Here is a 24,524-nt window from a genome sequence, read left to right on the forward strand (position 1 = left end):
CTGGAAAATACCAGCCAAACTGATGCAATCTGATGGGATTGCTGATGGCGCGGTGCCTTGCGCCAACGTCCATTGGCAATCGAGGCTTGCCATCGATCAAAAAAGGGAATGCTCTAATGCGCCCAGGTCGACGCTGGTAAATGCGATCACGGCTTTGGCCGCGCACGGTTTTTGGCCGCGATCGTCGTCGGAGGAGGAGTTCGGTTCAAATGGGAGGAAATCAAATGCTGACGAGGCTAAGACTGCTTGTACTTGGCTTGGTGGTGGCGCTGGCCATTCCGGCCGCGGCACAGGCCAAGACGTTCTACTGGATTTCGCATGGCGGCCCGGCCGATCCGGTCTGGACCTACTTCCTTGCCGGCGCCAAGCAATGGGCGGCGGACACCGGCAACACCGTCAATACGTCGTTCCACAATGGCGACGTGGCGTCGCAGCAGGAGGCTGTTCGCGCCGCGATTTCCGCCAAGGCCGACGGCATCACCACGACCAGCCCTGATCCGGGCAGCCTTGTCGAGATCGCCAAGGAAGCGCGGGCGGCGAACATCCCGATCATCAACTTCAACACGCCCGACCCGAAGGCGGACTTCAACGCCTATGTCGGCGGCGACAACGTCACCTTCGGCAAACATTGGGCGCAGTATCTGGTCGACAAGGGCCTTGTGAAGAAGGGCGACTTCGTCTGGATGCCGGTCGAGATTCCCGGCGCCACCTATGGCGTCCAGGAAGAGGAAGGCATCAAGAGCGTGTTCGAGCCGCTCGGCATCACCTACGAAATCACCGAAGCGACGCTCGACCAGGCCGAAGTGATCAACCGCATGGTCGATTACCTCACTGCCAACAGGGCCAAGGTCAAGGCGGTTATCGGCCTCGGCGACCTTGTCACCGGTTCGATCAAGCGGGTGTTCGACCAGGTCGGCGTCAAGCCGGGCGAAATCCCGGTCGTCGGCTGGGGCAACTCGCTCGACACCACCCAGGAAGTGCTGAACGGCTACGTCAATGCCGCGCAGTGGCAGGATCCGCAGGCGACCAGCTACGTCGCGCTCTCGCTCGCCAACATGGCGGCGAGCGGTATTCCGCCCGGCTTCGACGTGATCACCGGCGCGCTCTACGAGAAGGACACCGCGGCAGTCTACGACAAGATCCTGTCCGGCAAATAAATCCGCGATCGAGTTGGTCACGGCCGCTTCGGCGGCCGTGACTGTCTCATCATTCCGCCGAAGCCGGTTGCGGTCGCGGCCAAATCCAATCCTATCGCGGGTCCAAGGTGGAAAATCGTTCTCTTATCCAACGCTCGATCGCGCGGCCCGAGTTCGGGCCGTTCGTGCTGCTCGTCATCGAGATCGCCGTGTTCTGGGGCATCAACCACGACTTCCTGTCGCCGCAAAACATCTCGAACACGCTGGCCTTCACGGTCGAGCTCGGGCTGATCGCGCTGGCGATGACGCTGTTGATGACATCAGGCGAATTCGATCTCTCGGTCGGCTCGGTGTTCGGCTTCTCGCCGGTCCTGATGTGGACGTTGTTCAACAGCGGCGTCGCCTCGCTGGAAGCTGCTTTCGTCATTGCGCTGGTGGTCGCTGCGTTCATTGGACTGGTCAATGGCTGGTTCGTGACGCAGCTCAAGATCCCGTCCTTCCTGGTGACGCTGGGCATGCTGCTGGTGGTGCGCGGCACCGCTTTGTTCGTCACCAACGGGTTTCCGCAGCGGACCTGGAGCGCCGAGGGCAGCTGGCTGGCGGAAGCGCTGGTCGGCGATTTCTTCATCGGGCCGTTCCGTATCTACATGTCGCTGTTCTGGTTCATCGCCGCCGCAATCGCGCTCGGTTACGTGCTGACGCAGAGCCGGACAGGCAACTGGATCCAGGCAGCCGGCGGCAACCCGAGTGCTGCAAGGGCGCGCGGCGTCAATGTCAGCGGTGTCAAGATCGGCCTGTTCATCCTGTCGTCGATCCTGGCCTCGCTTGCCGGGGTCATCTCCTCGCTGCGCACCTCGGCGGCCAACCCCAACAGCGGCACCGGCTACGAGCTCGAAGTCATCGCCATGGTGGTGATCGGCGGCACGGCGCTGACAGGCGGGCGCGGCACAATCATCGGCACGGTGCTCGGTATCCTGATCCTGCGCGTGATGCGCAACGGCATCGTGCTGATCGGTGTGCCGGGCCTTGCCTATAATATTTTCATCGGCGCCATCATCCTCGGCATGATGGCGCTCCATTCATGGCTGGAACGCCGGCATCAGGCAGGGACTTGAACCATGGCCGAACCGCTTGTCCGCATGGAAAATATCCGCAAGTCCTATGGCCGCGTGCAGGCGCTGGTTGATGCCAATTTCCATGTCAACGAAAGGGAGATCGTCGGCCTGCTCGGCGACAACGGCGCCGGCAAGTCGACGCTGATCAAAGTGCTGTCGGGCGCGGTCCCGCTGACCAGCGGCGATATCTTCATCCGCGGCAAGAAGGTGAATTTGCGCACTACCAGCGACGCCATCGCGCATGGCATCGAGACGATCTACCAGGACTCGGCGCTGGTGACGCAGCTGTCGATCGCCCGCAACCTGTTTCTCGGGCGCGAGCCGATCAAGCCGCCGCGCTTCCTCAATCGGATGGACCAGGAGGCAATGAACGTGGTTGCCCGCGACCTGCTCAAGCAGGTCGGCATCTCGAAGAACATCCCGCCGACGACGCCGATCGGCTCGCTCTCCGGTGGCGAGCGGCAGGCGGTGGCGATTGCGCGCGCCATGCATTTCGACAGCGACCTCATCATCCTCGACGAGCCGACCAACAATCTCGGCGTCGCCGAAACGCAAGGCGTGCTGAGCTTCGTGCGCAGCGCCCGCGATTCCGGCCATTCCTGCATCTTCATCGCCCACAACATCCATCATGTCTTCCAGGTGGTCGACCGCATCGTCGTCATGCGCCGCGGTAAGGTGGTCGCCGACGATATTGACCCGAAGAAGACCAGCGTCGCCGAAGTCGAACGTGTCATCACCGGCATGTCGGACAAGGAGATCCATGACGCGCTGGTCGAGGGCACGCAACGGCCCGGCTGAGCAGCCGGGGGTCGGGCTGATCGTCGAGGCACTGGATCGCATCGCCACATGGTTGCGACATGAAAGCCACCGTTTCGGATATTGCCAGGAGCTGCGGCCTGTCGACCGCGACGGTCGACCGCGTGCTCAACAACCGGCCGGGGGCCAGTGCCGCCAACCGGCAGCGCGTGATGGAGGCGGCCAAGCAGCTCGGCTATCTGCCGGTCGTCGACCAGGTCGCGTTGCCATCGCGGCCGGCGCATCTCGAATTCTTCCTGCCGATCGGCAGCAATGCCTTCATGGCCGATCTGGCCAGGCACATCGAGGATTATGCGGCGCGCCTGCCGCTGGTCGCCTCCTGCCGCATCCACAAGCTCGCCGGCATCTCGCCGAGCGCCTTGCAGGCGGCCGTCGAAAACCTCTCGCTCAAGGCGAACGGCGTCGGCGTCATCGCCATCGATCATCCGAGAACGCGCAACATCTTGCGCGAGATCGTCGAGGCCGGCATCCGCCTGGTCACGCTGGTGTCCGATGTTCCGGGTGCGCCCCGCTCGGCCTATGTCGGCATCGACAACCGGGTGGCCGGCCGCACCGCGGCGCTGCTGATGGGACGGTTCCTCGGCGGCCGCCAGGGCCATCTGGCGATGGTCGTCGGCTCACGCTCCTACCGCGGCCATGAGGAACGCGAGATGGGCTTTCGTTCCGTGCTCGGCGAGGAGTTCCCCAATCTGACGGTCACAAGCGCCGTTGAGATCAACGATGAGCCGGAGGCCAGTTATACCGCGACCATGAAGGCGCTGCACAGCGAGCCGGAGCTGCTCGGCATCTACTGTATCGGCGCCGGGCGCTCGGGCGTGGCAAAAGCATTGCTCGAAGTCAGGCCGCAGACGAAGCCGGTGTTCATCTGCCATGATCTGACGCGCGAGACGCGCGGCTATCTCGTCGACGATCTGCTCGACGTCGTCATCGACCAGAATGCGCGGCTGATTGCCGAACAGTCGGTCATTCGCCTGCTCGGCTCGATCGCCTCGTCGGCGCCCTATCTGACGCGAAAATTTATCGAGCCGCGCCTGATCTTCAAGGAAAATGTCCCGGTGCAGTGATGTCGCGCGAGGCGATGGTCGCTCGGGCCTCGATGGTTAAAATTCGGTTGATACCGCAAATCTGCACATCACCTATGCAACTTTTGTGGTTGCCGAATCATTGGGCAATCGATAGTTTCGCAGGTGTCGGCCATCTACTCCTCCCAGATGCGATGCCGACGCTGAGTGCGGCACACCTCCTCCCGTGCCGTATTCGAAATCGAGCCCGCTGCCACCTCCTCCCGGCAGCGGGCTTTTTTTGTTCCAGCTCCGGGATAGCGGCCAATGCTTGCGGTCGGGACAGCACCGGACACGTTTGCTGATCCGCGGATCGATGAGCTTCGCTGCGACCGCCGCGGCTTGTCGGGCAGAATCCTGTCACACTTGTCACTCTCACCGGTTCGCCGGCGGCCCTATCCTGCCTCACGACCAGCAATCAACGCCGCGCCGGCCATGGTGCGGAGGATCGGCACAGGAGACGCGAGATGGCACATCGCGATGGGACGAGACATCACCCGGCGGCGCGGCCCGCAATCGAAACGCCACGTGTCGTTTCGCCGCTATCTGGCCCTGAAAGACGTGATCAGGCCTTCCGCCATGCGGACGAACTGCGCGCTCGGACCCTCGGCGCCAACGCTTTGCAGGCTGACGCGGGCGCCCTCGAGCAACAGCGACAGCGTGTCCGCAAGAAGCTCGGCCTGGCCGATGCCGGCATCGCGACACAGCGAGACCAGCCGCTCGCGCTGCGCTTCCTTGAGTTCCTTGATCACTTGCCTTGCCGGATGATCGGCCTCGCTCAGCTCGATGGCGGCGTTGGCCATGTCGCAACCGCGACGATCCGACATCAGGCAATCGGCCGCCATCCGGACCCAGGCATGCAGCTGCGCCAGCTTGTCGCCCGGATTCTCGGCCTCGAACTTTTCCCACATCGCGTTGGCGCTGCAAGCGGTCGCCCGCAGACATTCGATGATCAGGTCGTCCTTGGACTCGAAATGCCGGTAGAGCGTCATCTTGTTGGTGCCGGCGGCCTCGGTGATGGCGTCGATGCCGACGCCGCGAATGCCATGCTTGTGAAACATGTCCCGTGCCGTCTCCAGGATCCTGTCCCGGGGGCGAACACGCTCCACAACACCGTCTGTCATCAAAACCTCCGTGATTGCGTTTCCCGAAATTCCCTCGGTGCACCTCTTGACTAGGGTGTTACCGGTCTGTAACGTTAGAGATGTTACTTACCTGTAACACCCGCATTGCATCATGTCAAACTCGCAAGTGCCGGCCACCAGCCCCGCCCCGATCGGCAAGGGGACGAACCGCACCTTACGGCCTCGGCCGGCGAGCAAGAAAACACCCGATCCGGGGCTTGCCGCGGATCGCCAAAAACCAGGAGCCGCTTCGATGTCGCAGCGCAATGATCTGACGATCGATGAAGTCGTGAGGGATCCGATGATCCGCATGCTGATGAAGGCCGACCGCGTCGACCCGCGGTCCTTCGAGGCGATGCTGCGTGCGCTGGCGGACGAACAGGCCGAGCGCCGCAATGCGCCGCGCCGCCTTGAAGATTTCGGCTTTCTCGAAGATTCCGGCTCAACACGCAGCCGGCGGCTTTCCAGGGTAGCCAGGGCGTTTGGCCGGGCCAGAGCATCGGGCGAGGCGTGCATATCATGGTAAACTTCTTCATTCATCGTCCGATCTTTGCGTCGGCGATCGCCATCATCATGGTGCTCGCCGGAGCGATCTGTTATTTCCTCCTTCCCGTCTCGCAGTTTCCCGACATCACGCCGCCCCAGGTCGTGGTCAGCGCCCATTACCCGGGCGCCAGCGCGCAGGTCGTCGCCGACACGGTGACGACGCCGCTCGAACAGCAGATCAACGGCGTCCAGGGGATGACCTATATGTCGTCGTCGAGCTCCAATGACGGCTCGTCGACGATCACCATCACCTTCGACGTCGGCTACGATCTGAGCACGGCGGCCGTCGACGTCCAGAACCGCGTTTCGCAGGCGGCTTCCTCGTTGCCGGCCATCGTCAACCAGGGCGGCGTGACGATCAAGAAGCAGAACCCGAACTTCGTCCTGATCGTCGACCTCACCTCGCCGGACGGTTCCGTCAACCCGGTCGCGCTGAGCAACCTCGCCTATCTGCAGGTGGTCGATCCGCTGAAGCGCCTGCCCGGCGTCGGCGACGTGCAGATCTTCGGCGAGCGGCGCTATTCGATGCGCATCTGGCTCGACCCCGACAAGCTCGCCAATCTCGGCATTACTGCCGTCGACGTGCAGAACGCCGTCGCCGAGCAGAACGTCCAGGTGGCGGCCGGCAAGATCGGGCAATCACCGGCTCCGGCCGGCACTGCCTTCGAGATGCAGGTCAACGCCGTCGGCAGGCTGAGCGATCCCAAGGAGTTCGGCGACATCGTCGTGCGGGCCAATACCGCCAACGGCTCGCTGGTCAGGCTGCGCGACGTTGCGCGCATCGAACTCGGTGCGCTGCAATATTCGTCGTCGGCCTTCTTCGGCAAGGACCCGACGGTGGTGCTCGCGGTCTACCAGATGCCGGGCTCCAACGCGCTCGATCTGCAGCAGCGCGTCAAGGACAAGATGCAGGAGCTGTCGGCCCGTTTCCCGAAGGGCGTCAGCTACGCCATGCATTACGATACGACACGTTTCGTTTCGGCCTCGATGCACGACGTGCTGATCACGCTCGGCGAAGCGCTGGTCCTGGTCGTCGCCGTGGTGTTTATCTTCCTGCAAAGCTGGCGCACCACGATCATCCCGACGATCGCAATTCCGGTGTCGCTGGTGGCGACGCTGGCCGTCATGCATATGCTTGGCTTCTCGCTGAACATGCTCAGCCTGCTCGGCATGGTGCTGGCGATCGGCCTCGTCGTCGACGACGCCATCGTCGTCGTCGAGAATGTTGAACGCCAACTTGAGGCCGGTCTCAAACCTCTGGCTGCCACGCGCACGGCGATGGCCGAGGTCACTGGCCCGATCATCGCCACGACCGCCGTGCTGATGGCTGTGTTCGTGCCGGTTGCCTTCATTCCCGGCGTGTCCGGCCGGCTCTACAACCAGTTCGCCCTGACGGTGGCGATCTCCTTCGGCATCTCGGCCTTCGTCTCGCTGACGCTTACCCCGTCGCTCAGCGCCGCCTTCCTGCGCCACCGGCCGGAAACGCAGTTCGTGCTGTTCCGCTGGTTCAACATGGGCTTCGAACGGCTGGCGCATGCCTATGCGAATGGTGTGCGCATTCTCATCCGCCTGCGCTGGATCATGCTTGGCGTGTTCGCGGCCGGACTTGTCGCGACCTATTTCGTCTGGCAGCGCCTGCCCTCGACCTTCCTTCCGGTCGAGGACCAGGGCTATTTCTTCGTCGTCATCCAGCTCCCCGACGGGGCCTCGCTGGAACGCACCGACGCGGTGGCGCAAAAGGCACGCGACATCCTGCAGAACACGCCCGGCGTCGACATCGTCGGCTCGATCAGCGGCTTGAACTTCCTGACCAGCGCCGCGCAGTCGAACTCGGCGGTCGAATTCGCGATCCTGAAGCCATGGGACGAACGCGGCCCCGACCAGAGCGCCTCTAAGCTCGTCGCCGACGTGCGCAACAAGCTGCTGCAAATTCCGGAGGCTTTTGCGCTGAGCTTCGATCCGCCGTCGATCCCGGGCATCGGCACCACTGGTGGCTTCGAGTTCCAGGTCGAGGACCTGACCGGCCGCGGCAGCGTGGCGCTCAACGATGCGACGCAAGCGGTGATTGCCGAGGCGCGCAAGCAGCCCGAGCTCAACCCACAGCAATTGTTCTCGTCGTTCTCGACCTCGACGCCGCAGTTCAACTACGATCTCGATCGCGCCAAGGCGAAGCTGCTCGGGCTCAACCTGCCGGACGTGTTCAATACGCTGCAGATCTATCTCGGCTCGCTCTATGTGAACGATTTCAACCTGTTCGGCCGCACCTTCCGGGTAACGATCCAGGCCGACAAGGATTCTCGCGCCGGTCCGGCCGACATATCGCGGCTCTATGTCCGCAATGCGTCGGGTGGGATGGTGCCGCTGAGCACGCTGGGCAAGCTTGTGCCGATCGTCGGCCCCGAGACCGTGCCGCATTACAACAACAATGCGTCGGCCCTGATCAATGGCGGCGCCGCGCCCGGCTTTTCGTCCGGCCAGGCGGTGGCGGCAATGGAACGTGCCGCTGCCACGGCGTTGCCGAGAGACTTCGGCTACGAATGGACCGGCATCACCTATCAGGAGCTCAAGGCGGGATCGATCGCATCCGTTGTCTTTGGTCTCGCGATCGTCTTCGTCTTCCTGATCCTCGCCGCGCAATATGAGAGCTGGGCGATGCCGTTCATGGTGCTGCTGGCGGTGCCGCTCGCATTGTTCGGTGCGTTCGTCGTGCTGTGGCTGCGCGGCATGCAGATCGACGTCTATTCGCAGATCGGGTTCGTCATGCTGATCGGACTGGCGGCCAAGAACGCGATTCTGATCGTCGAGTTTGCCCGGCGCCGGCGCGAAGAAGGCCTCAGCATCGTCGACGCCGCGATGGAAGCGGCGCGGCTTCGGCTGCGACCGATCCTGATGACCGCCTTCGCCTTCATCCTCGGCGTGCTGCCGCTGATGTTCGCTACAGGTGCAGGTGCCGCAAGCCGGCAGTCGATCGGCACCACCGTCTTTGGCGGCATGGTCGCGGCGACGATCCTGTCGCTGGTGTTCGTGCCGGTCTTCTATGCGGTGATCGAGCAGCTGCGCGAGCGCCGCAGCGAGAGCGAACCGGTTTCCGAAGCGACCGAACAACCAACTGCCGAACCCGCCTTCGAGCCATTGGCCGAAGCCGCCGAATAGGACTGGAGAATTGATCATGCGTAAATGGAAAATCGCGCTGGGAACGGCCGTCGCCCTTGGGGCGATTTCGGTGGCGAGCGTTCACCTGCTCGACATGGGCAGCCTCAGCCTCAACGCGGGCACAGCCGGGGCGGCGACACCCAAGCCGGAAGCCTTTGTCATGCCGGTGCCGGTGGTGAGCGTCGTCAAGAAGACGATCCCGATCTATCTCGACTACGCCGCCCGGGTGGAGCCGATCCGCAGCATCACGCTGCAGGCGCGCGTGCCGGGTTATCTGCAGGAGCAGGTCGCCACCGACGGCAGCGACGTGGCGAAGGGCGACCTTCTCTACAAGATCGCGCCGGAGGATTTTCAGGCTGCCCTCGAGCAGGCGAAGGCGCTTATCCAGCGCGACACGGCGACGCTCGACTATGCGCGCTCCAATCTCGGGCGCGGCAGCGAACTCGCCAAGAGCGGCTATCTCGCCAAGGACGTGTTCGACCAGCGCACCAGCACCTTGCGTGAGGCTCAGGCCTCGCTCGCCGTGAACCAGGCCGCCTTGCGGACCGCCGAGCTCAATTTGAGCTATACCGAAATCCGTGCCCCGTTCGCGGGACGCATCGGACGCAGCCAGGCTTCCGTTGGAACGCTGGTCAGCGTTGCCGGCACCGTGCTCAATTCGCTGGTGCAGCTCGATCCGATCTACGTCACCTTCAATCCGAGCGAAACGGACCTGACACAGATCGAGGAAGCCCGGGCCGCGGGACCGATCAGCGTCGACGTCCTGCTTCCCGGTGAAACGGAACCGCGCCAGAAGGGCGATCTTACCTTCATAGACAACACGATCGATCGCTCGACCGGCACCATCACGGCACGGGCGACGATCGGCAACGGCAAGTTCACGCTGCTGCCCGGCCAATATGTCCGCGTCCGGCTGCACGTCAAAGAGCAGCCCGATGCGCTGATGGTACCGCAGACGGCACTCGGCTCAGGCCAGCTCGGCAAATACCTCTATGTCGTTGGCAAGGACAACACGGTCGACCAGCGTATCGTTTCGCTCGGACCGACCAATGGCGATCAGGTCGCCATCTTGAGCGGTGTGGCCGAAGGCGACCGGGTGATTACCGGCAATCTGCAGAAGATCGGCCCGGGAATGCCGGTCTCGCCGCTGCCCGAGAAACCGGCCACCTGATAACCCCCATCAGGTCCGGTTCCGCGGCGCCCTCGGCTCCCACGCCAAGGGCGCCGTTTTGCTATGTTTCGTTCTACGCAATTCCTTGGGGAAAGCGCTACATACGCCGGCTTCGAGAAGCCGGTGTGATGTTCAGCGATGAAAGACGGGTCGGTTTTTGCGGCCGTGCGGCCTGACGGCCTTGCCGGCGCCGCAAGCCAGCCGGCCAAGCGGAAGTCAAGAAATCCACAACCCGCCTCTTGTTAGATTGTCGACAATCTGCTTGTCTTGATTTCGGTTCCCTGGAGCAGCCGAATGGCAAAGCTGGATTTCAGTCCGATCGCGGATACGACACGCAGGGCCGAGATCGTAGGGCTGCTCCGGCGGGCGATCCTGACCGGCCAGCTGGAACCTGGACAGAAGCTCAACGAACTCAGGATTTCCGAGCAGATGCGGGTGAGCCGCGCGCCGCTGCGCGAGGCGATGCGCGAGCTGGTGCAGGAAGGCATCCTGACCAGCATTCCCTACGCCGGAACCTTTGTCATCGACGTCACCGCCAAGGACATCGACGACGCCTATTCGCTCAACAAGGTGCTCGACGAGTTCGCCATCGCGCGGACCTGGCCGCTTCGCGACCAGCGCTTCTTCGACGAACTCGACCGGCGTCATGCGGCGGTGAAGCAGGCGACGCGCGAACTGGACACGACGCGGCAGATCGAAACAGCGCTGCAACTGCATGGCCTGATCCACGAATGGGCCGACAATTCGGTGCTGCTTGAAACGTGGCAACGGCTGACCAGCCGGCTGCAGATGTATTTCGCGTTGCACCAGCGGGCGCGCAACGAGCCGGTGCCTGCCGAAGATGCTCACGAGACCTATGTACGGCTGCTCAAGGGCAGCGACATGCGCGCCGCACAGCGCCACGCCAAGGAGCATATCGACCTGGATTTCGAAGAACTGCTCGCCTATGCGCGCGGGCTGGAACAGCGCGGCTCAAAGGGCGCCGGTGCCGATCGTGCCGGCCGACCTAGAGGCGGCTGAGCCCGACAAATTTGACGGACATCCCGGAACAGAGACAACGGACAGAAAACGTGCAGATCAAAACCATCAAGGCCTACCATGTCGTGCAGCCCTTCGTCGACGGGCCCTACCGCATGTCGAAGGGGCGTGTCGCCGATGCGTTCGACGCGGTGATCGTCGCCGTCACCGCCGATAGCGGGCTAACCGGCTGGGGCGAGATGGCGCCGCTTGGCAATTTCTATTCGCCTGCCTTCGCTGCGGGTACTCGCGCCGGTGTCGTCGAGATCGCGCCGCATCTCATTGGCCATGACCCACGCGGGCTTGCCAGTATCAACAGGCTGATGGACACGGTGTTCAAGGGCCATCCCTACGTCAAGTCGACGCTCGACATGGCGTGCTCGGATCTCGCGGCGCGCGCCGCCGACGTGCCGCTGGTCACCCTGCTTGGCGGGCGCGAAAGCAAGACGGCCGAACTCTACAAAGTCGTCACCCACGGCACGGTCGACGCGATGGCCGCACTCGCCAAGCGCATCGTCAAGGACGGCTTTCATCGGCTGCAAGTCAAGGTCGGCGGCAACGTCCATGACGACATCGAACGCGTCACGGCCATTGCCGCCGCGGTGCCGAAGGGCACCGTCATCTTCTGCGACGCCAATGCCGGTTGGACGTCTTACCAGGCGCGCCAGTTCGTGGATGCGACGCGCACCATCGACTACACGTTCGAGCAGCCCTGCACGACGATCGACGAATGCCTGTCGGTGCGCCGCTCGCTCGACAAGCCGATGGTGCTCGATGAATCCGTCGCCTCGCTTGATGATATGCTCGATATCCATCGCAAGGGCGCGGCCGACGGGCTGACGCTGAAGATCTCACGCCTCGGTGGCGTCACCAAAACGCGCCAGATCCGCGACCTTGCCGTCGACCTCGGCTTCATGATCACGGTCGAGGACACTGGCGGCGCCGAGATCGACACATCGGCCATGGCGCATCTGTCGCTGTCGACGCCGGAGGAGCGCCGGCTGCACGCCATTGCCTTCCACGAATGGGTGACGGTGCGCACCGCATCCAACATGCCGCCGGTTTCGGGCAGCCGCATGGGCATTCCGGACGGGCCGGGCCTCGGCATCGATGTCGTTCCCGGCCTGCTTGGTGCGCCCTTCTTCGAAATCGGCAGCTGAGCTGCAATAAGGCTGCACCCAATCAAGCTGAATATGCCGCGTCCTTCTGACTGCGGAGGCACGGCCGTGTGGATTGACCGCTCATCCAATCGTCTTCGGCCGATTGCAGAGCGACAATGCCCAATTGCCGGTTGAAATATTTTTCATTTGCAAATAGAAATGTTCAAAATACTGATTCGGACGCTGCGGCGCGTCAGGAACTGGAGGAAACGACATGTCCCATCCGCAATTTGCAGCGGAACTTCTGCAGCGCGCTGAACAGCAGGGGCCGATCACCATCGGGCTTGCCGGCGCCGGACAGATGGGCACCGACATCGTCGTCCAGGTCGCGCTGATGCCGGGCATGCGGATCGGCGCTATTTCCGAAGTCAGGCCGCAGGCAGCGATCGACGCGGCGCTGCTCGCTGGCCATGACCATTCGGACATCGTCCAGGCCGGCAATGCGGCCGCGATCGACCGCGCCATCGAGGCCGGCAAGATCGCGGTGACCGAAGATTTGCATGCACTGGCGGCGGCCGGCCGGATCGACGTCATCATCGACGCGACGGGCAATCCCAATATCGGCACGCTGTTCGCGCTGGAAGTGATGAAGAACGGCAAGCACATCGTCATGCTCAATGTCGAGGCCGACATCACCATTGGCCGTTTCCTCAAGGACGAAGCGCGTAAGGCTGGCGTCGTATATACCGGTGCGGCCGGCGACGAGCCCGCCTGCACGCTGGAGATCATCGGCTTTGCCAAGAGCCTCGGCTTCAACATCATCGCCGCCGGCAAGGGCAAGAACAATCCGCTGAAGATCGACGCCATGCCGGCCGACTACGAGAAGGAGGCGGCCGAGCGCAACATGAATGCGCGCATGCTGGTCGAATTCGTCGACGGCTCGAAGACGGCGATCGAGATGGTGGCGATCGCCAATGCGACCGGGCTGGTGCCCGACGTGCCGGGCATGCACGGCCCGACCGCGACGCTGGAGGAACTGGCCAGCGTGCTTTGCCCGCGCGAGGATGGCGGCGTGCTGCATCGCAAGGGCGTGGTCGATTACTCGATCGGCAAGGGTGTGGCGCCCGGCGTGTTCTGCATCATCGAGACCCGGCATCCGCGTGTGCTGGAGCGCATGATCGACCTCAAGGTCGGCAAGGGGCCCTATTTCACGATCTTCCGGCCCTATCATCTGACCAGCCTGGAAGTGCCGCTGTCGGCGGCGCGTGCGGTGGTCTACAAGCGTGCGGACATGGAGCCGCTCGACCATCCGGTCGCCGAGGCGGTGGCGGTCGCCAAGAGCGATCTTGGTGTGGGCCAATCTCTCGGCATGATCGGCGAGAATGACTATCGCGGCTTCGCCATGACCTGGGGGGATGCGCGCGCCCGCGGCGCCCTGCCGCTCGGCCTTGCCGAACGCGCCAAGGTGGTCAAGCCGCTCAAGACCGGCGACTTCCTGACCTATGAAAATTGTGTACCCGACGATTCGATGGTGATAACCCAGATCCGCCGCCGTCTCGACCAGTCGGACGGACGGTTCGTTACAAACGCAGCCTGACCCCGCCGGATCTCCGCCTGATGGACGATGTCGTAATCGGGATCGACGCCTCGACCACGGCCGTGAAGGCGATTGCCTTCACCCGCGCCGGCGAGGAGCTGTTCCAGGCGCGCGAGACCTATCCGCTTTCAAATCCGAAGCCCGGCCATTTCGAGCAGGAGGCCGAACAGTGGTGGACGGCGCTGCTTGGCGCATTGAAGCAGGTCACCGAGGCGGTCGGCGCAGCGCGGGTGGCGGCGGTTTGCATCGCTCACCAGCGAGAGACCTTCACGCTGGTGAACAGCGCCGGCAAAGCACTCATGCCGGCAATCCTGTGGCTGGACGAACGCGCCCGGCCGCAAGTTATCAGGCTTTCGGCCGAACTCGGCCGCGAGGCGATCCGCGACTGGAGCGGCAAGCCGCCGGACCCGACGCCGGCGCTCTACGCCATTGCCTGGCTTGCCGAGCACCAGCCGCAAGTGCTTCGCCAGGCAGCGGCACTGGTCGACGTGCACGGTTTCTTCGTCCAGCGGCTGACCGGGCGATTGGTCACCAGCACCGCAAGTGCGGATCCGCTCGGGCTGCTCGACGTCGAGAAAGGTACCTGGCATCCCCGCCTCGTTGCGGCCGCCGGACTGCAGACGGAGCAATTGCCCGAGCTGGTCGCGCCAGGCGTGGTCTGCGGCAGTCTTTCCGCAAGCATAGCGCAGCTGACCGGCCTGAGGGCCGGCACGCCGGTCGTTGCCGGCGCTGGGGACGGCCAGGCGATGGGCCTCGGCATGGGCGTCTACGGGGAGGGCAAGAGCTATCTCTCGCTCGGCTCCGGCGTGGTCAGCGGCTGCTATTCCGGCAAGGTGAAAACCTCGGACGCGTTTCGCACGCTGGTTTCGCCGACCGGCTCCGGTTTCATGCTGGAGACCGTGCTGCGCTCGGGCATGCAGCTGGTCGACTGGATCGTGCGAACCACCGGTTCGCCCTCGGCGGCAGCGCTGGAGAAAGTGGCGCTGGATGTTGCCGCGGGCAGCGAGGGCCTGCTCATCATGCCCTATTGGGCCGGCGTCATGAGCCCGTATTGGGACGGTGCGGCGCGCGGCGCCATTGTCGGCCTGTCGCTGGATCACCGGCCGGAGCATCTCTTCCGCGCTGTCCTGGAAGGCATCGCCTTCGAGCAGGCCGTCGCCACCGAGGCCATGGAAGCCCAGGCCGGCGGACCGGCCGCGATGATTGCCGCCGGCGGCGGCACCAATTGCGCGCTGCTCATGCAGATCATGGCAAGCGTGCTCGAGCGGCCGCTCTCGGTTTCGCCGGTCAACGAAGCCGCCGCACTCGGCGCTGCCATGCTGGCGGCAGCGGCTGTCGGCTGGTTTGCCTCGCCGGAAGCCGCCGCGCAGGCAATGGCTGCCGCTCCCACCAGGCATGTCGATCCGGTCGACGGGCTTGTCGCCGCCTATCGCAGCCGCAAGGAAATCTACCGCGACCTTTATCAGGCGACGCGCGACATCCACACCCGCCTCAGCGCTCTCGGCGAAATCTAGCGGTTGAGCAGGCCCTTGGCCGCGTCTTCGTCGGTGATCAGAACCGATACCTTGGTGTTGGCGAGCGCAGCCCGCATTACCGCTACCTTCTCGCTGCCTCCCGACACCAGGATGATGCTCGGGATATCCGACAGATCCTGCAGCGGATAGGCGCAGACGCGGCGGTTGACCTCGTGGTCGACCGGGCGGCCCTCGGCGTCGATGAAATGACACAGAATATCGCCGACGGCACCGGCCGCCTGCAATTCCTCGAGTTCGCTTGGCTTGATGAAGCCGTAATTGGCGATCGGGCTGTCGTTGGAAAACGAGCCGACGCTGAGCACGGCGATGTTTGCCCGGCGTGCACGGAAGACGACGTCCTGAACGCTGCGCTGGCTCATGAAAGCGTCGCGCTGCTCCGGCCTGTCGGCATAGACCGGCACCGGCAGCAGGAAGCACTCCGCACCGATCTTTTCGGCGAAATCCCAGGCGCTTTCTGTCGGGTTAAGCGGCTGGGCATGGGTGAGGCCGCCAAGCATCGAAACCACCGTCGTCCTGGCGATGGGCCGCCGCGGCAATTCATTGATGGCAAATTTCAGTGTCCGCCCCCAGCCCAGTGCGATGACATCGCCGGCATTCACATGGTCGGCCAGGTAGGCGGCGGCGGCGTGGCCGATCATCAGCGGCGCGTTGCTTCGGTCGGCCGCCGACGGCACGACAACAGCCTGGCTGAGCCCGAACCGCTGCTTGAGGCTTTCCTCCAAAATCACGCATTCGACGACGCTGTCGCGGATGCGAAACTGGACGACACCCTCTTCGCGGGCGGCGGAGAGAATGCGATGCACTTTGATGCGGCCGACGCCGAGAATTTCGGAAATCCGCTCCTGTGTAAGACCCTCGACGTAATAGTGCCAGGCGGCGCGGGCCTTGAGTTCGGCGTCGGGGAAGCGCGAGGCTTTTTCGTTCTCAACGATCGTCATCTGTTTGCCTTGCCGCAGCCGCCGGCTCTGCTCATGATATTCCAATCCGGCGACTTCGAAATGCCCAAGATTTCGGAGACCTTGCGTAAGGCAAACCGGCGGACAGCGCAAACCCGTCGTCGAATGAAGCGGCAGGCCTTGACAATTTTCCGACGAACAGTTTAGCTGAACAAAATTGCATGTTAAAGATAAATTGTTCACAGGGAGGGGCCTGGTGAGCAAAGTGGCCCGGTGATGCAGCGCCGGATTGCTGTGGAGGAGACAAAGTGGCTGTGAGCAACGACGCAAGCAATTTGAAGGCAGGCGAGTTGAAGGCAGGCTCTGGCGCGCAGGCTACGGCGGGCGCAAGGTTTTCGGCTGTCTTTGCCGGAACCATGGGTCCGCTGATCGGGCTGGCTCTGCTGTGCCTGGCGCTCTCGCTGACTACCGACACGTTCCTGACCATCCGCAACATCCTCAACGTGCTCGACCAGGTCACCGTGCTCGGCATCATGGCGATCGGCATGACGCTGGTCATCCTGATCGGCGGCATCGACCTGTCCGTCGGCTCGGTGCTGGCGCTGGCTTCCATGGTGATGGGCTTCGTCGCCCATCCGGACTATCTCAATCTCGGCCTGCCCGCCGGCATCGCCGCGGCCCTCGTCGTCGCCGGTCTTTGCGGCCTGGTTTCGGGCCTGCTGGTGACGGTCACCAGGCTACCGCCCTTCATCGCCACGTTGGCGATGATGTCGGTGGCGCGCGGCCTCGCCAACATGATCACCGACGGCTCGCAGATCGTCGGCTTTCCCGACTGGTTCACCAGCCTGTCGATAATCCGCCATTTCGGATTCCTCTCGGTCACCGTCGGGCTGATGATCGTGCTTGCCGTCATTTTCGCGATCTTCCTGAATTATCGCGCTACCGGCCGCAGCCTGTACGCAATCGGCGGCAGCGCCGAAGTCGCCCGGCTGTCCGGCATACCGGTCAAGTCGCTGACAAACTGGGTCTATGCGATCTGCGCCGTGCTGGCCGGTCTCGCCGGCATCGTGCTTGCCGCCCGGCTCGATTCCGTCCAGCCGAGCTCCGGCCTTGGCTACGAACTCGACACCATCGCGGCGGTGGTGATCGGCGGCGCCAGCCTGTCGGGCGGCGTCGGTTCGATCGGCGGCACAGCCATCGGCGTCCTCATCATCGGCGTGCTGCGCAACGGGCTGAACCTGCTCGGTGTCTCGCCCTTCATCCAGCAAGTGGTTATCGGCGTGGTGATCGCGCTGGCGGTGGCCACCGACACGTGGCGGCGCCGAGCACAATGAAGAATGGGGCACAATGAAGAATTGGGCTCAATGAGATTCGCCCCGATATTCGGGCGAAAACGGATCGGTGATCCGAAACTGGGAGTTGTTCGGCCAAGGGGCGCCGCGATGCGCGGGCAGGACAGATTGAACATCAACGGAGGAATAAACATGCTGACCAAACGTTCATTGCTGCTTGCCGCCGCGGCCGTCATCCCGCTGCTTGGCCTGTCCGACATGGCCTCGGCCAAGGAGGCCAAAAAGCTCGGGCTCGCCGTCGCCAATCTGCAGGCCGACTTCTTCAACCAGATCAAGCAGTCCGTCGAAGCCTACGGCAAGGAAAAGGGCATCGAGGTCGTTACCGTCGACGCCAAGGGCGATTCGGCGACTCAGGTCAGCCAGGTGCAGGACCTGATCACGCAGAACATCGATGCGCTGATCTATATTCCGGCCGGCGCCACCGCCGCCACCGTGCCGACCAAGACCGCCAAGGCTGCCGGCATCCCGGTCGTCAATGTCGACCGCAACGCCGATGGCGCGCCCGGCGATACCTTCATCGCAACCAACAGCGTGGCATCGGCCAAGGCGGTTTGCGACTACATCGCCAAGCAGGCCGGCGGCAAGGGCGAGCTGATCATCATCCACGGCCAGAAGGGCACGACGCCCGAAGTCGACCGCTCGAAGGGCTGCGGCGAAGCGCTGAAAGGCTATCCCGACATCAAGGTTGTCGGAGAATTGTGGAGCGAAGGCTGGCACCAGGACGAAGGTTTCAAGCTGACGCAGGATCTGTTGCAGTCGCACCCCGACGTGTCGATCGTCATCGGCCAGGCCGATGCGCTGGCGCTCGGTGCGGCGCAGGCGGTCAAGGTCGCCAATCCCGGCCATAAGGTCTGGGTTGCCGGCTTCGACGGCGATGTGGCGGCGCTCAAGGCACTGAAGGACGGCGTCTTCGACGTGACCGCGACGCAGCAAACCCAGGGCATGGGCCGGCTCGCCGTCGACGCAGCAATCAAGCTGGTGGCCGGCGAGACCATTCCCGCCGAACAACTGCAGGATGCGACGCTGACCACCAAGGACAATGTCGAGCAGTTCATCGCCAAGCATCCCTGATTGAGACCAGTCCGGCAGTCGACGAGCGCAACGATGTCCACCGATCCTCGCCACACGCACAGCGCCAATAACGGGCTCGTCGTCAGCGGCCTCTGCAAAAGCTACGGGCCGGTGCAGGTCCTGGCCGATGCGAGCTTCGAGGTGCGGCCGGGCGAGGTCGTGGCGCTGCTTGGCGAAAACGGCGCCGGCAAGTCCACCGTCTCGAACATCATCGCCGGCTCGACCAAACCCGATGCTGGCACCATCTCCTGGCGGGGGAACCCTTATTCCCCCGCCAATCCTGCCGCGGCGATCGACGCCGGCATCGGCATGATCCACCAGGAGCTGAAGCTCTTGCCCGATCTGTCGGTCGCCGAAAATGTCTATGTCGGCCGCCTGCCGATGCGTGGCGGCCGCATCGACCGCGCGGCAATGAACGCACGGGCATCGGCCCAGTTGAAGCGCCTCGGCCTCGATGTCTCGCCCGAGCGCAAGGTGCGCACGCTGCGTATCGCCGCCCAGCAGCAGGTCGAGATCGCCAAGGCGCTGACGCTCAATGCCGAGCTGCTGATCTTCGACGAACCGACGGCCGCCCTTGGCGGCGAGGAAACGGAGCTCCTGTTCCAGCAGATCCGCAAGCTCAAGGCGGAAGGCATGTCCTTCATCTATATCAGCCACCGGCTGGACGAGATCGCCCAGATCGCTGATCGCGTGGTGGTGATGCGCGACGGGCGCATCGTCGCCCGGCACGAGCGCGCCGACATTCCGGTGCGCACCGTCGTCGAGCAAATGGTCGGCCGCAGTGTCGAGCGGATGTTCCCTACGATATCGGCGCCGGGCAACGACACGCTGCTCGAGGTCGAGAACCTGTCCTCGCCGGAACGCAGCTTTCAAAATGTCAGCTTTTCAGTGCGGGCCGGCGAAATCCTCGGCATTGCCGGGCTGATCGGCGCCGGACGCACGGAGCTGGTGCGGGCGATCGCCGGTGCCGATCCGATCTCATCGGGATCGGTGCGCGTCGCCGGCAAGCCGGTGCATCTCAATGGCCCGGCGGCGGCGATCAAGGCCGGCGTCGTCCTGGTACCGGAAGACCGCAAGGCGCAGGGCGTGGTGCTCGACCAGACGATCGGCGAGAACCTGGCGATCGGCAATTTCGACCATGTCGCGCCGAATGGCTGGGTGTTTCCGAAGGCGGTGCAGAAATTCGCCGAGGCCGGCATTCGCCGGCTTGGCGTCAAGGGCCGGCCGAACCAGGCGGTCAGCAAGCTTTCAGGCGGCAACCAGCAGAAGGTGATCATCGCCAAATGGGTGTCGCGCCCGCCCAAGGTGTTCATCCTGGACGAGCCGACGCGCGGCATCGACGTCGGTGCACGCGCCGCGATCTATGATGTCATCGCCGACCTTGCCCGCTCCGGCATGGCGGTGGTGGTGGTGAGCTCCGACCTCGAGGAAGTGCTCGGCCTGTCACATCGCGTGCTGGTGCTGAGCCGCGGCCGGCAACGCGGCATTCTCGACCGCAGCGAAGCAAGCAATATCGCCGTGATGGAACTAGCCACGAGCTAGGACGCCCATCGAAACAAAGCGCAGCAGGTGGTATCCTCCCGGGCACCAGACCGCGCGGGGCGCCAGCAACAGAGTTGGCGCCCCTTTATTTCCGGAGGACGGCGGTTGGAGCAGAGGGACCGACGATGAAATTATTCGACCTTCATGGTGACGTGGCACTTGTGACAGGCGCCGGCAGCGGCATCGGGCAGGCAATCGCCATTGGGCTGGCCGAGGCCGGCGCCGACATAGCCTGCTTCGGCCATGCCTCGAAAGGCGGGCTGGAGGAGACCGCGCACCGGATCACGGCACTCGGCCGCAAGGCGCTGGTGCTGACCGGCACGGTGACTTCAGACGCCGATCTCGCGGCCGCGATCGAGTGTACGGAGATGGAACTCGGCGCGTTGACCATCGCCGTCAACAATGCCGGCGTCGCCGGAGCTGAGCCGGCAGAGACGCTGTCGCTGGAGAAATGGCAGAAGCTCTATGACGTCAACGTCAGCGGCGTGTTCCTGTCCTGCCAGGCCGAGGCCCGCGCCATGCTGACGCGACGCAAGGGCTCGATCATCAACATCGCGTCGATGTCGGGCTCGATCGTCAATCGCGGTCTGACCCAGGCGCATTACAATTCGTCGAAGGCCGCGGTGATCCACATGTCGAAGAGCCTCGCCATGGAATGGGCCGATCGCGACCTGCGCGTCAATGTCGTCAGCCCCGGCTACACGCTGACGCCGATGAACAAGCGGCCGGAGGTCGCCGACCAGGTCAGGATCTTTGAGCGCGACACGCCGATGGGCCGCATGGCGGCGCCGGAAGAGATGGTCGGCCCGACCGTGTTCCTGGCCAGCCGCGCCTCGAGTTTCGTCACCGGCATCGACCTGATCGTCGATGGCGGCTTCGTCTGCTGGTAGGAGAAAAGATGCAGAAGCGATTCCAGGGAAAAACGGCGGTCATCACCGGCGCCAGCGGCGGCATCGGCGCGGCAATGGCCAGGCGCTTCGCGGCGGAAGGTGCCGCGGTCGTCGTCAGCGCCATCGACGCGCGCGTCGAAGAGGTCGCCGCCGATCTCAAGGCTGCGGGCGCCAGGGTCGCATCGCTGCGCATGGATGTGACGAAGAAAGACGAAGTCGTCGCCCTCTATGACCTGGCCGAGCAGGAGTTCGGCCGCGTCGATATCTCCGTGCAGAATGCCGGTGTCATCACCATCGCCAGGATCGAGGCGATGACCGAGGCCGAATGGGACAAGGTGATGGCGGTCAACACCAAGGGCGTGTTCCTGTGCTGCCAGGAGGCGATCGCGCGCATCCGCAAGCATGGCGATGGCGGCCGGCTGATCAACACCGCATCCGGCCAGGCGCGGCAGGGCTTTATCTACACGCCGCATTATGCGGCGTCGAAATTCGGCGTCGTCGGCGTCACCCAGAGCCTGGCCAAGGAAGTGGCGAAGGAGAAGATCACCGTCAACGCGATCTGCCCCGGGATCATCGACACCGATATGTGGGCCTATAACGACGCCGCATGGGGCAAGTTGATGGGCGAGTACAAGCCCGGCGAGTTGATGGCCGAATGGGTGAAGAACATCCCGATGGGCCGCGCCGGCAGCGGCGAGGATGTCTCCGGCCTGGTCAGCTTTCTCGCCAGCGACGATGCGGCCTACATCACCGGCCAGACCATCAATGTCGATGGCGGCCTGATCATGTCGTGAGCGGCGCGGGCCGACGTACCATCGACCGGATATGAATGCCGCTTCGCTGCGTTCAGGCTGCTCGGCCCGCCCGAGCCAATCCATGTTCCACGAGCCGGTCGATGATTTCGGAATAGCTGACGCCGCTTGCCGCCATTGCCTTGGAATACATGCTGATGTCGGTGAAGCCGGGGATGGTGTTGATTTCATTGACCAGGAACTGCATGTCCGGCGTCAGAAAGAAGTCGATGCGGGCCATCCCGTCACAGCCGACGGCTCTGAAAGCCCTTGCGGCCACGTCCCGCATGCCTGCCTCGACCTCCGGCGGCAGATCGGCCGGCACTCTTAGCGCCGCGCCGTTCTCGTCGATGTATTTGGCATCGTAGCTATAGAAATCGTGGCTTTCGGCCGGCACGATCTCGCCTGGCCGCGAGACGAACAGGTCGCCTGCCGGGTCCTCCAACACGCTATATTCGATCTCGCGCCCACGAATGAATTCCTCAGCCAACAGCTTGCAATCGTGCCGGAAGGCTTCAGCAAGCGCTCCATCGAATTCCTGGCTGGCATGGACTTTTCCGACGCCGACAGACGATCCCTGACGCGCCGGTTTGATGAAGAACGGCAGGCCGAGCTCGCCTTCCAGTGTGGCGAGGGCGGGCGCCGCACCTTCATGGATCGTCACTGAGCGCGCGATTGGCAGCCCCGCCGCTTCCAGGAGCCGTTTGGCGATGTCCTTGTCCAGCGCGGTTGCCGAACCCAGGATGCCGCAGCCGGCGAGCGGCACCCGAGCCACCTCGGCCACCCCCTGTACCGAGCCGTCTTCGCCATGAGAGCCGTGCAGTACGGGAAACAGGATGTCGATCTTCGGCAGGTCATAGGGCGTGCCGTCGGCCGGGATCGCCATCATCCGTCCGTGCCCGCCCGGAACCAGGCAAACTTCCAAACCGCCCGCAGGCTTTGCGAGCGTACCATCCTGGAAGCTGCTCAGCAGCCACTGTCCTTCGCGCGTGACGAAGATTGGGACGGCATCGTATTTGGCGGGCAGCAGCGCACGCATGACATTGGTTGCTGAAAGCACCGAAACGTCATGCTCGGCGGAACGTCCGCCAAAGAGCACGGCGATGCGCAGTCTGTTCAAGGAAGAGGTCTGCTGCATTGTATCGGTATCCTATCTTGCGGCTCGCATACGGGATGATCGGCAACCTTGGCTTTTTTCGAACCGATCTGCGGATCCATGTAAAAAGACGGGCCGTGAAATTGGCACCGGCGTTATTCGTTGCGCGACATGACCGTTGGTATATATAATTTCATCTCATGAAAGTGGCTCTGGGCGAGTTGCGGAGCCAACAGCCGAGATCATGGGACTTTGATGGTTTGCCCCTCAAGACCGGCGATCGATCCGTGGATGACTGCTTTGGCAGCAATCCTTCGGCAGTCATGACGCGGCCGGTCCCGCCACATCTTCACCAATTTGGGCACCACCCCCGTTTTGCGCCGGCATCCGCTTCGGCAGCATTGTGGCGCCTACGGCCTTGCGCAACGACCAGCTTTTCCAACACAATCAAAAAAAGACGCAAGAAGGGAACTAACGATAATTTCCACCAGAGCTTGACAGGAGAACAAGCATGTCACTTCGGAGCATGATTTCGAATTTCTCAATGGGAGCCTTAACACTTGCCGCAGCGAGCGCGCTGACGTCTTCGGCCTATGCGGCGGCGCCGGAATCCAACGACCCGATCAAGATCGCGCTGTTCGATTGGACCAGCGTCAATCTGAACGCCAAGATACTCGGCGGCATCCTCGAAAAGCTCGGCTATACCGTCGAGTATCCGACCGCGGACTATCTCTCCAGCCTGACCACCGGCCTGACCAATGGCGACATCGATGTCGGCCTGGAATTCTGGGACACGACGGCCGGCGAGGCGATGAAGGCCTCGGACGCGACGGGCCAGACCGAACGCCTCGGCAAGCTCGGACCCAAGGCCAAGGAAGAATGGTGGTTTCCCGAATATATGAAAGAGAAATGCCCCGGCCTGCCGAACTGGGAAGCGCTGAAAGACCCGAAATGCGCCGAGGCCTTCTCGACGGCCGAAACCGCGCCGAAGGGGCGTTATCTTGGCGGACCCGTGACATGGGAAGGTTTTGACGACGAACGCGTCGAGGCGCTGAAACTGCCCTTCACCGTCATCCATGCCGGCACCGACGCGGCGATGTTCGCCGAACTGGACTCGGCCTATCAGCGCAAGGCGCCGATCATGCTGTGGATCTATTCGCCGCATTGGGCGCCAGCCAAATACAAGGGCGAATGGGTCGAATTCCCCGACTATACGACAGAGTGCTACACTGACCCGAAATGGGGTGTGAACCCCGACGCGAAATATGACTGCGGCAAGCCGCATGGCGAGATCTGGAAATATTCCTGGGCCGGCATGAAGGACAAATGGCCGGTCGCCTACAAGGTCGCGAAAAACTACACGGTCGATACCGACGAGCTCAACAAGATGAGCGGCGAGATCGATCTCGAAGGCAAGACGCCGGAAGACGTCGCCGCCGCCTGGATCGCCGCCCACGAAGCCGACTGGAAAGCCTGGGCCGAGTGACCGTCTGACTGGAAACGCGACGACCCGGC

20 protein-coding genes are annotated in these 24,524 nt (G+C 63.5%); 17 read left to right on the forward strand and 3 right to left on the reverse strand.

Features of this window, described 5'->3' with window-relative positions; translation table 11 throughout:
- Positions 1–224: 224 nt before the first annotated feature.
- From NKH33_RS01470 to NKH33_RS01485, 4 genes are all read left to right on the forward strand, one after another.
- Positions 225–1,157 (forward strand): substrate-binding domain-containing protein, encoded by a 933-nt coding sequence (locus NKH33_RS01470; RefSeq protein ID WP_352473388.1) that lies wholly within the window; start codon positions 225–227, stop codon positions 1,155–1,157.
- Between the two features lie 107 nt (positions 1,158–1,264).
- Entirely contained in the window at positions 1,265–2,251 is a 987-nt protein-coding gene (locus tag NKH33_RS01475) for an ABC transporter permease (protein WP_352473389.1), read from the forward strand.
- A gap of 3 nt (positions 2,252–2,254) precedes the next feature.
- Positions 2,255–3,049, forward strand: coding sequence for an ATP-binding cassette domain-containing protein (locus NKH33_RS01480; protein WP_352473390.1), 795 nt, complete (start codon positions 2,255–2,257; stop codon positions 3,047–3,049).
- Positions 3,050–3,108: 59 nt separating this feature from the next.
- Positions 3,109–4,131: a LacI family DNA-binding transcriptional regulator gene (locus NKH33_RS01485; RefSeq protein WP_352473391.1), complete on the forward strand. Its 1,023-nt coding sequence runs from the start codon at positions 3,109–3,111 to the stop codon at positions 4,129–4,131.
- A 539-nt stretch (positions 4,132–4,670) separates the two neighbouring features.
- Here the strand turns inward: NKH33_RS01485 and NKH33_RS01490 are convergent.
- Entirely contained in the window at positions 4,671–5,252 is a 582-nt protein-coding gene (locus NKH33_RS01490; protein ID WP_031211029.1) for a TetR/AcrR family transcriptional regulator, read from the reverse strand.
- A gap of 253 nt (positions 5,253–5,505) precedes the next feature.
- On the opposite strand from NKH33_RS01490, the gene NKH33_RS01495 reads away from it, so the two are divergent.
- The 7 genes from NKH33_RS01495 to NKH33_RS01525 all read left to right on the forward strand — a co-directional run bounded on the left by NKH33_RS01495 (position 5,506) and on the right by NKH33_RS01525 (position 15,350).
- The gene (locus tag NKH33_RS01495) at positions 5,506–5,778 is read left to right on the forward strand and encodes a hypothetical protein (protein WP_031211028.1); all 273 of its coding nucleotides are present in this window, start codon (positions 5,506–5,508) and stop codon (positions 5,776–5,778) included.
- Positions 5,772–8,951, forward strand: a complete 3,180-nt coding sequence (locus NKH33_RS01500) for an efflux RND transporter permease subunit (protein ID WP_352473392.1) — start codon at positions 5,772–5,774, stop codon at positions 8,949–8,951. Before NKH33_RS01495 ends, NKH33_RS01500 begins: the two co-directional genes overlap by 7 nt.
- Positions 8,952–8,967: 16 nt before the next feature.
- Positions 8,968–10,122: an efflux RND transporter periplasmic adaptor subunit gene (locus tag NKH33_RS01505; protein WP_352466107.1), complete on the forward strand. Its 1,155-nt coding sequence runs from the start codon at positions 8,968–8,970 to the stop codon at positions 10,120–10,122.
- 294 nt (positions 10,123–10,416) lie between these two features.
- Positions 10,417–11,142 carry a GntR family transcriptional regulator gene (locus NKH33_RS01510; RefSeq protein ID WP_352473393.1) on the forward strand — a complete coding sequence of 242 codons (726 nt, stop codon included), beginning with the start codon at positions 10,417–10,419 and terminating at the stop codon, positions 11,140–11,142.
- 50 nt (positions 11,143–11,192) lie between these two features.
- Positions 11,193–12,299: a mandelate racemase/muconate lactonizing enzyme family protein gene (locus tag NKH33_RS01515; protein WP_352473395.1), complete on the forward strand. Its 1,107-nt coding sequence runs from the start codon at positions 11,193–11,195 to the stop codon at positions 12,297–12,299.
- Positions 12,300–12,513: 214 nt separating this feature from the next.
- Positions 12,514–13,836 (forward strand): NAD(P)H-dependent oxidoreductase, encoded by a 1,323-nt coding sequence (locus tag NKH33_RS01520; protein ID WP_352473396.1) that lies wholly within the window; start codon positions 12,514–12,516, stop codon positions 13,834–13,836.
- Between the two features lie 20 nt (positions 13,837–13,856).
- Positions 13,857–15,350 carry a xylulokinase gene (locus tag NKH33_RS01525; RefSeq protein ID WP_352918005.1) on the forward strand — a complete coding sequence of 498 codons (1,494 nt, stop codon included), beginning with the start codon at positions 13,857–13,859 and terminating at the stop codon, positions 15,348–15,350.
- Here the strand turns inward: NKH33_RS01525 and NKH33_RS01530 are convergent.
- Complete coding sequence (locus NKH33_RS01530) at positions 15,347–16,309, reverse strand: sugar-binding transcriptional regulator (RefSeq protein ID WP_352918007.1); 963 nt, start codon at positions 16,307–16,309, stop codon at positions 15,347–15,349. The genes NKH33_RS01525 and NKH33_RS01530 overlap by 4 nt on opposite strands.
- Before the next feature lie 308 nt (positions 16,310–16,617).
- On the opposite strand from NKH33_RS01530, the gene NKH33_RS01535 reads away from it, so the two are divergent.
- The 5 genes from NKH33_RS01535 (at position 16,618) to NKH33_RS01555 (ending at position 21,916) form a co-directional block, all read left to right on the forward strand.
- Positions 16,618–17,601 carry an ABC transporter permease gene (locus tag NKH33_RS01535; protein WP_502893735.1) on the forward strand — a complete coding sequence of 328 codons (984 nt, stop codon included), beginning with the start codon at positions 16,618–16,620 and terminating at the stop codon, positions 17,599–17,601.
- 150 nt (positions 17,602–17,751) lie between these two features.
- A complete protein-coding gene (locus NKH33_RS01540) occupies positions 17,752–18,690 on the forward strand; it encodes a sugar ABC transporter substrate-binding protein (RefSeq protein WP_023674026.1) in 939 nt (312 codons plus the stop codon).
- 33 nt (positions 18,691–18,723) lie between these two features.
- Complete coding sequence (locus NKH33_RS01545) at positions 18,724–20,232, forward strand: sugar ABC transporter ATP-binding protein (protein WP_352473403.1); 1,509 nt, start codon at positions 18,724–18,726, stop codon at positions 20,230–20,232.
- Positions 20,233–20,357: 125 nt separating this feature from the next.
- Positions 20,358–21,122, forward strand: a complete 765-nt coding sequence (locus tag NKH33_RS01550; protein ID WP_352918009.1) for an SDR family oxidoreductase — start codon at positions 20,358–20,360, stop codon at positions 21,120–21,122.
- An 8-nt stretch (positions 21,123–21,130) separates the two neighbouring features.
- Positions 21,131–21,916, forward strand: coding sequence for a glucose 1-dehydrogenase (locus NKH33_RS01555; protein ID WP_352918011.1), 786 nt, complete (start codon positions 21,131–21,133; stop codon positions 21,914–21,916).
- A 52-nt stretch (positions 21,917–21,968) separates the two neighbouring features.
- Here NKH33_RS01555 and NKH33_RS01560 read toward each other — a convergent pair whose 3' ends face one another.
- Positions 21,969–23,051 (reverse strand): D-alanine--D-alanine ligase family protein, encoded by a 1,083-nt coding sequence (locus tag NKH33_RS01560; RefSeq protein ID WP_352918013.1) that lies wholly within the window; start codon positions 23,049–23,051, stop codon positions 21,969–21,971.
- Positions 23,052–23,520: 469 nt separating this feature from the next.
- On the opposite strand from NKH33_RS01560, the gene NKH33_RS01565 reads away from it, so the two are divergent.
- Complete coding sequence (locus NKH33_RS01565; RefSeq protein ID WP_352918014.1) at positions 23,521–24,495, forward strand: ABC transporter substrate-binding protein; 975 nt, start codon at positions 23,521–23,523, stop codon at positions 24,493–24,495.
- The last annotated feature ends 29 nt before the right edge of the window (positions 24,496–24,524 follow it).

It is taken from the genome of Mesorhizobium sp. M1182, assembly GCF_040318335.1.
Lineage (GTDB): Bacteria > Pseudomonadota > Alphaproteobacteria > Rhizobiales > Rhizobiaceae > Mesorhizobium.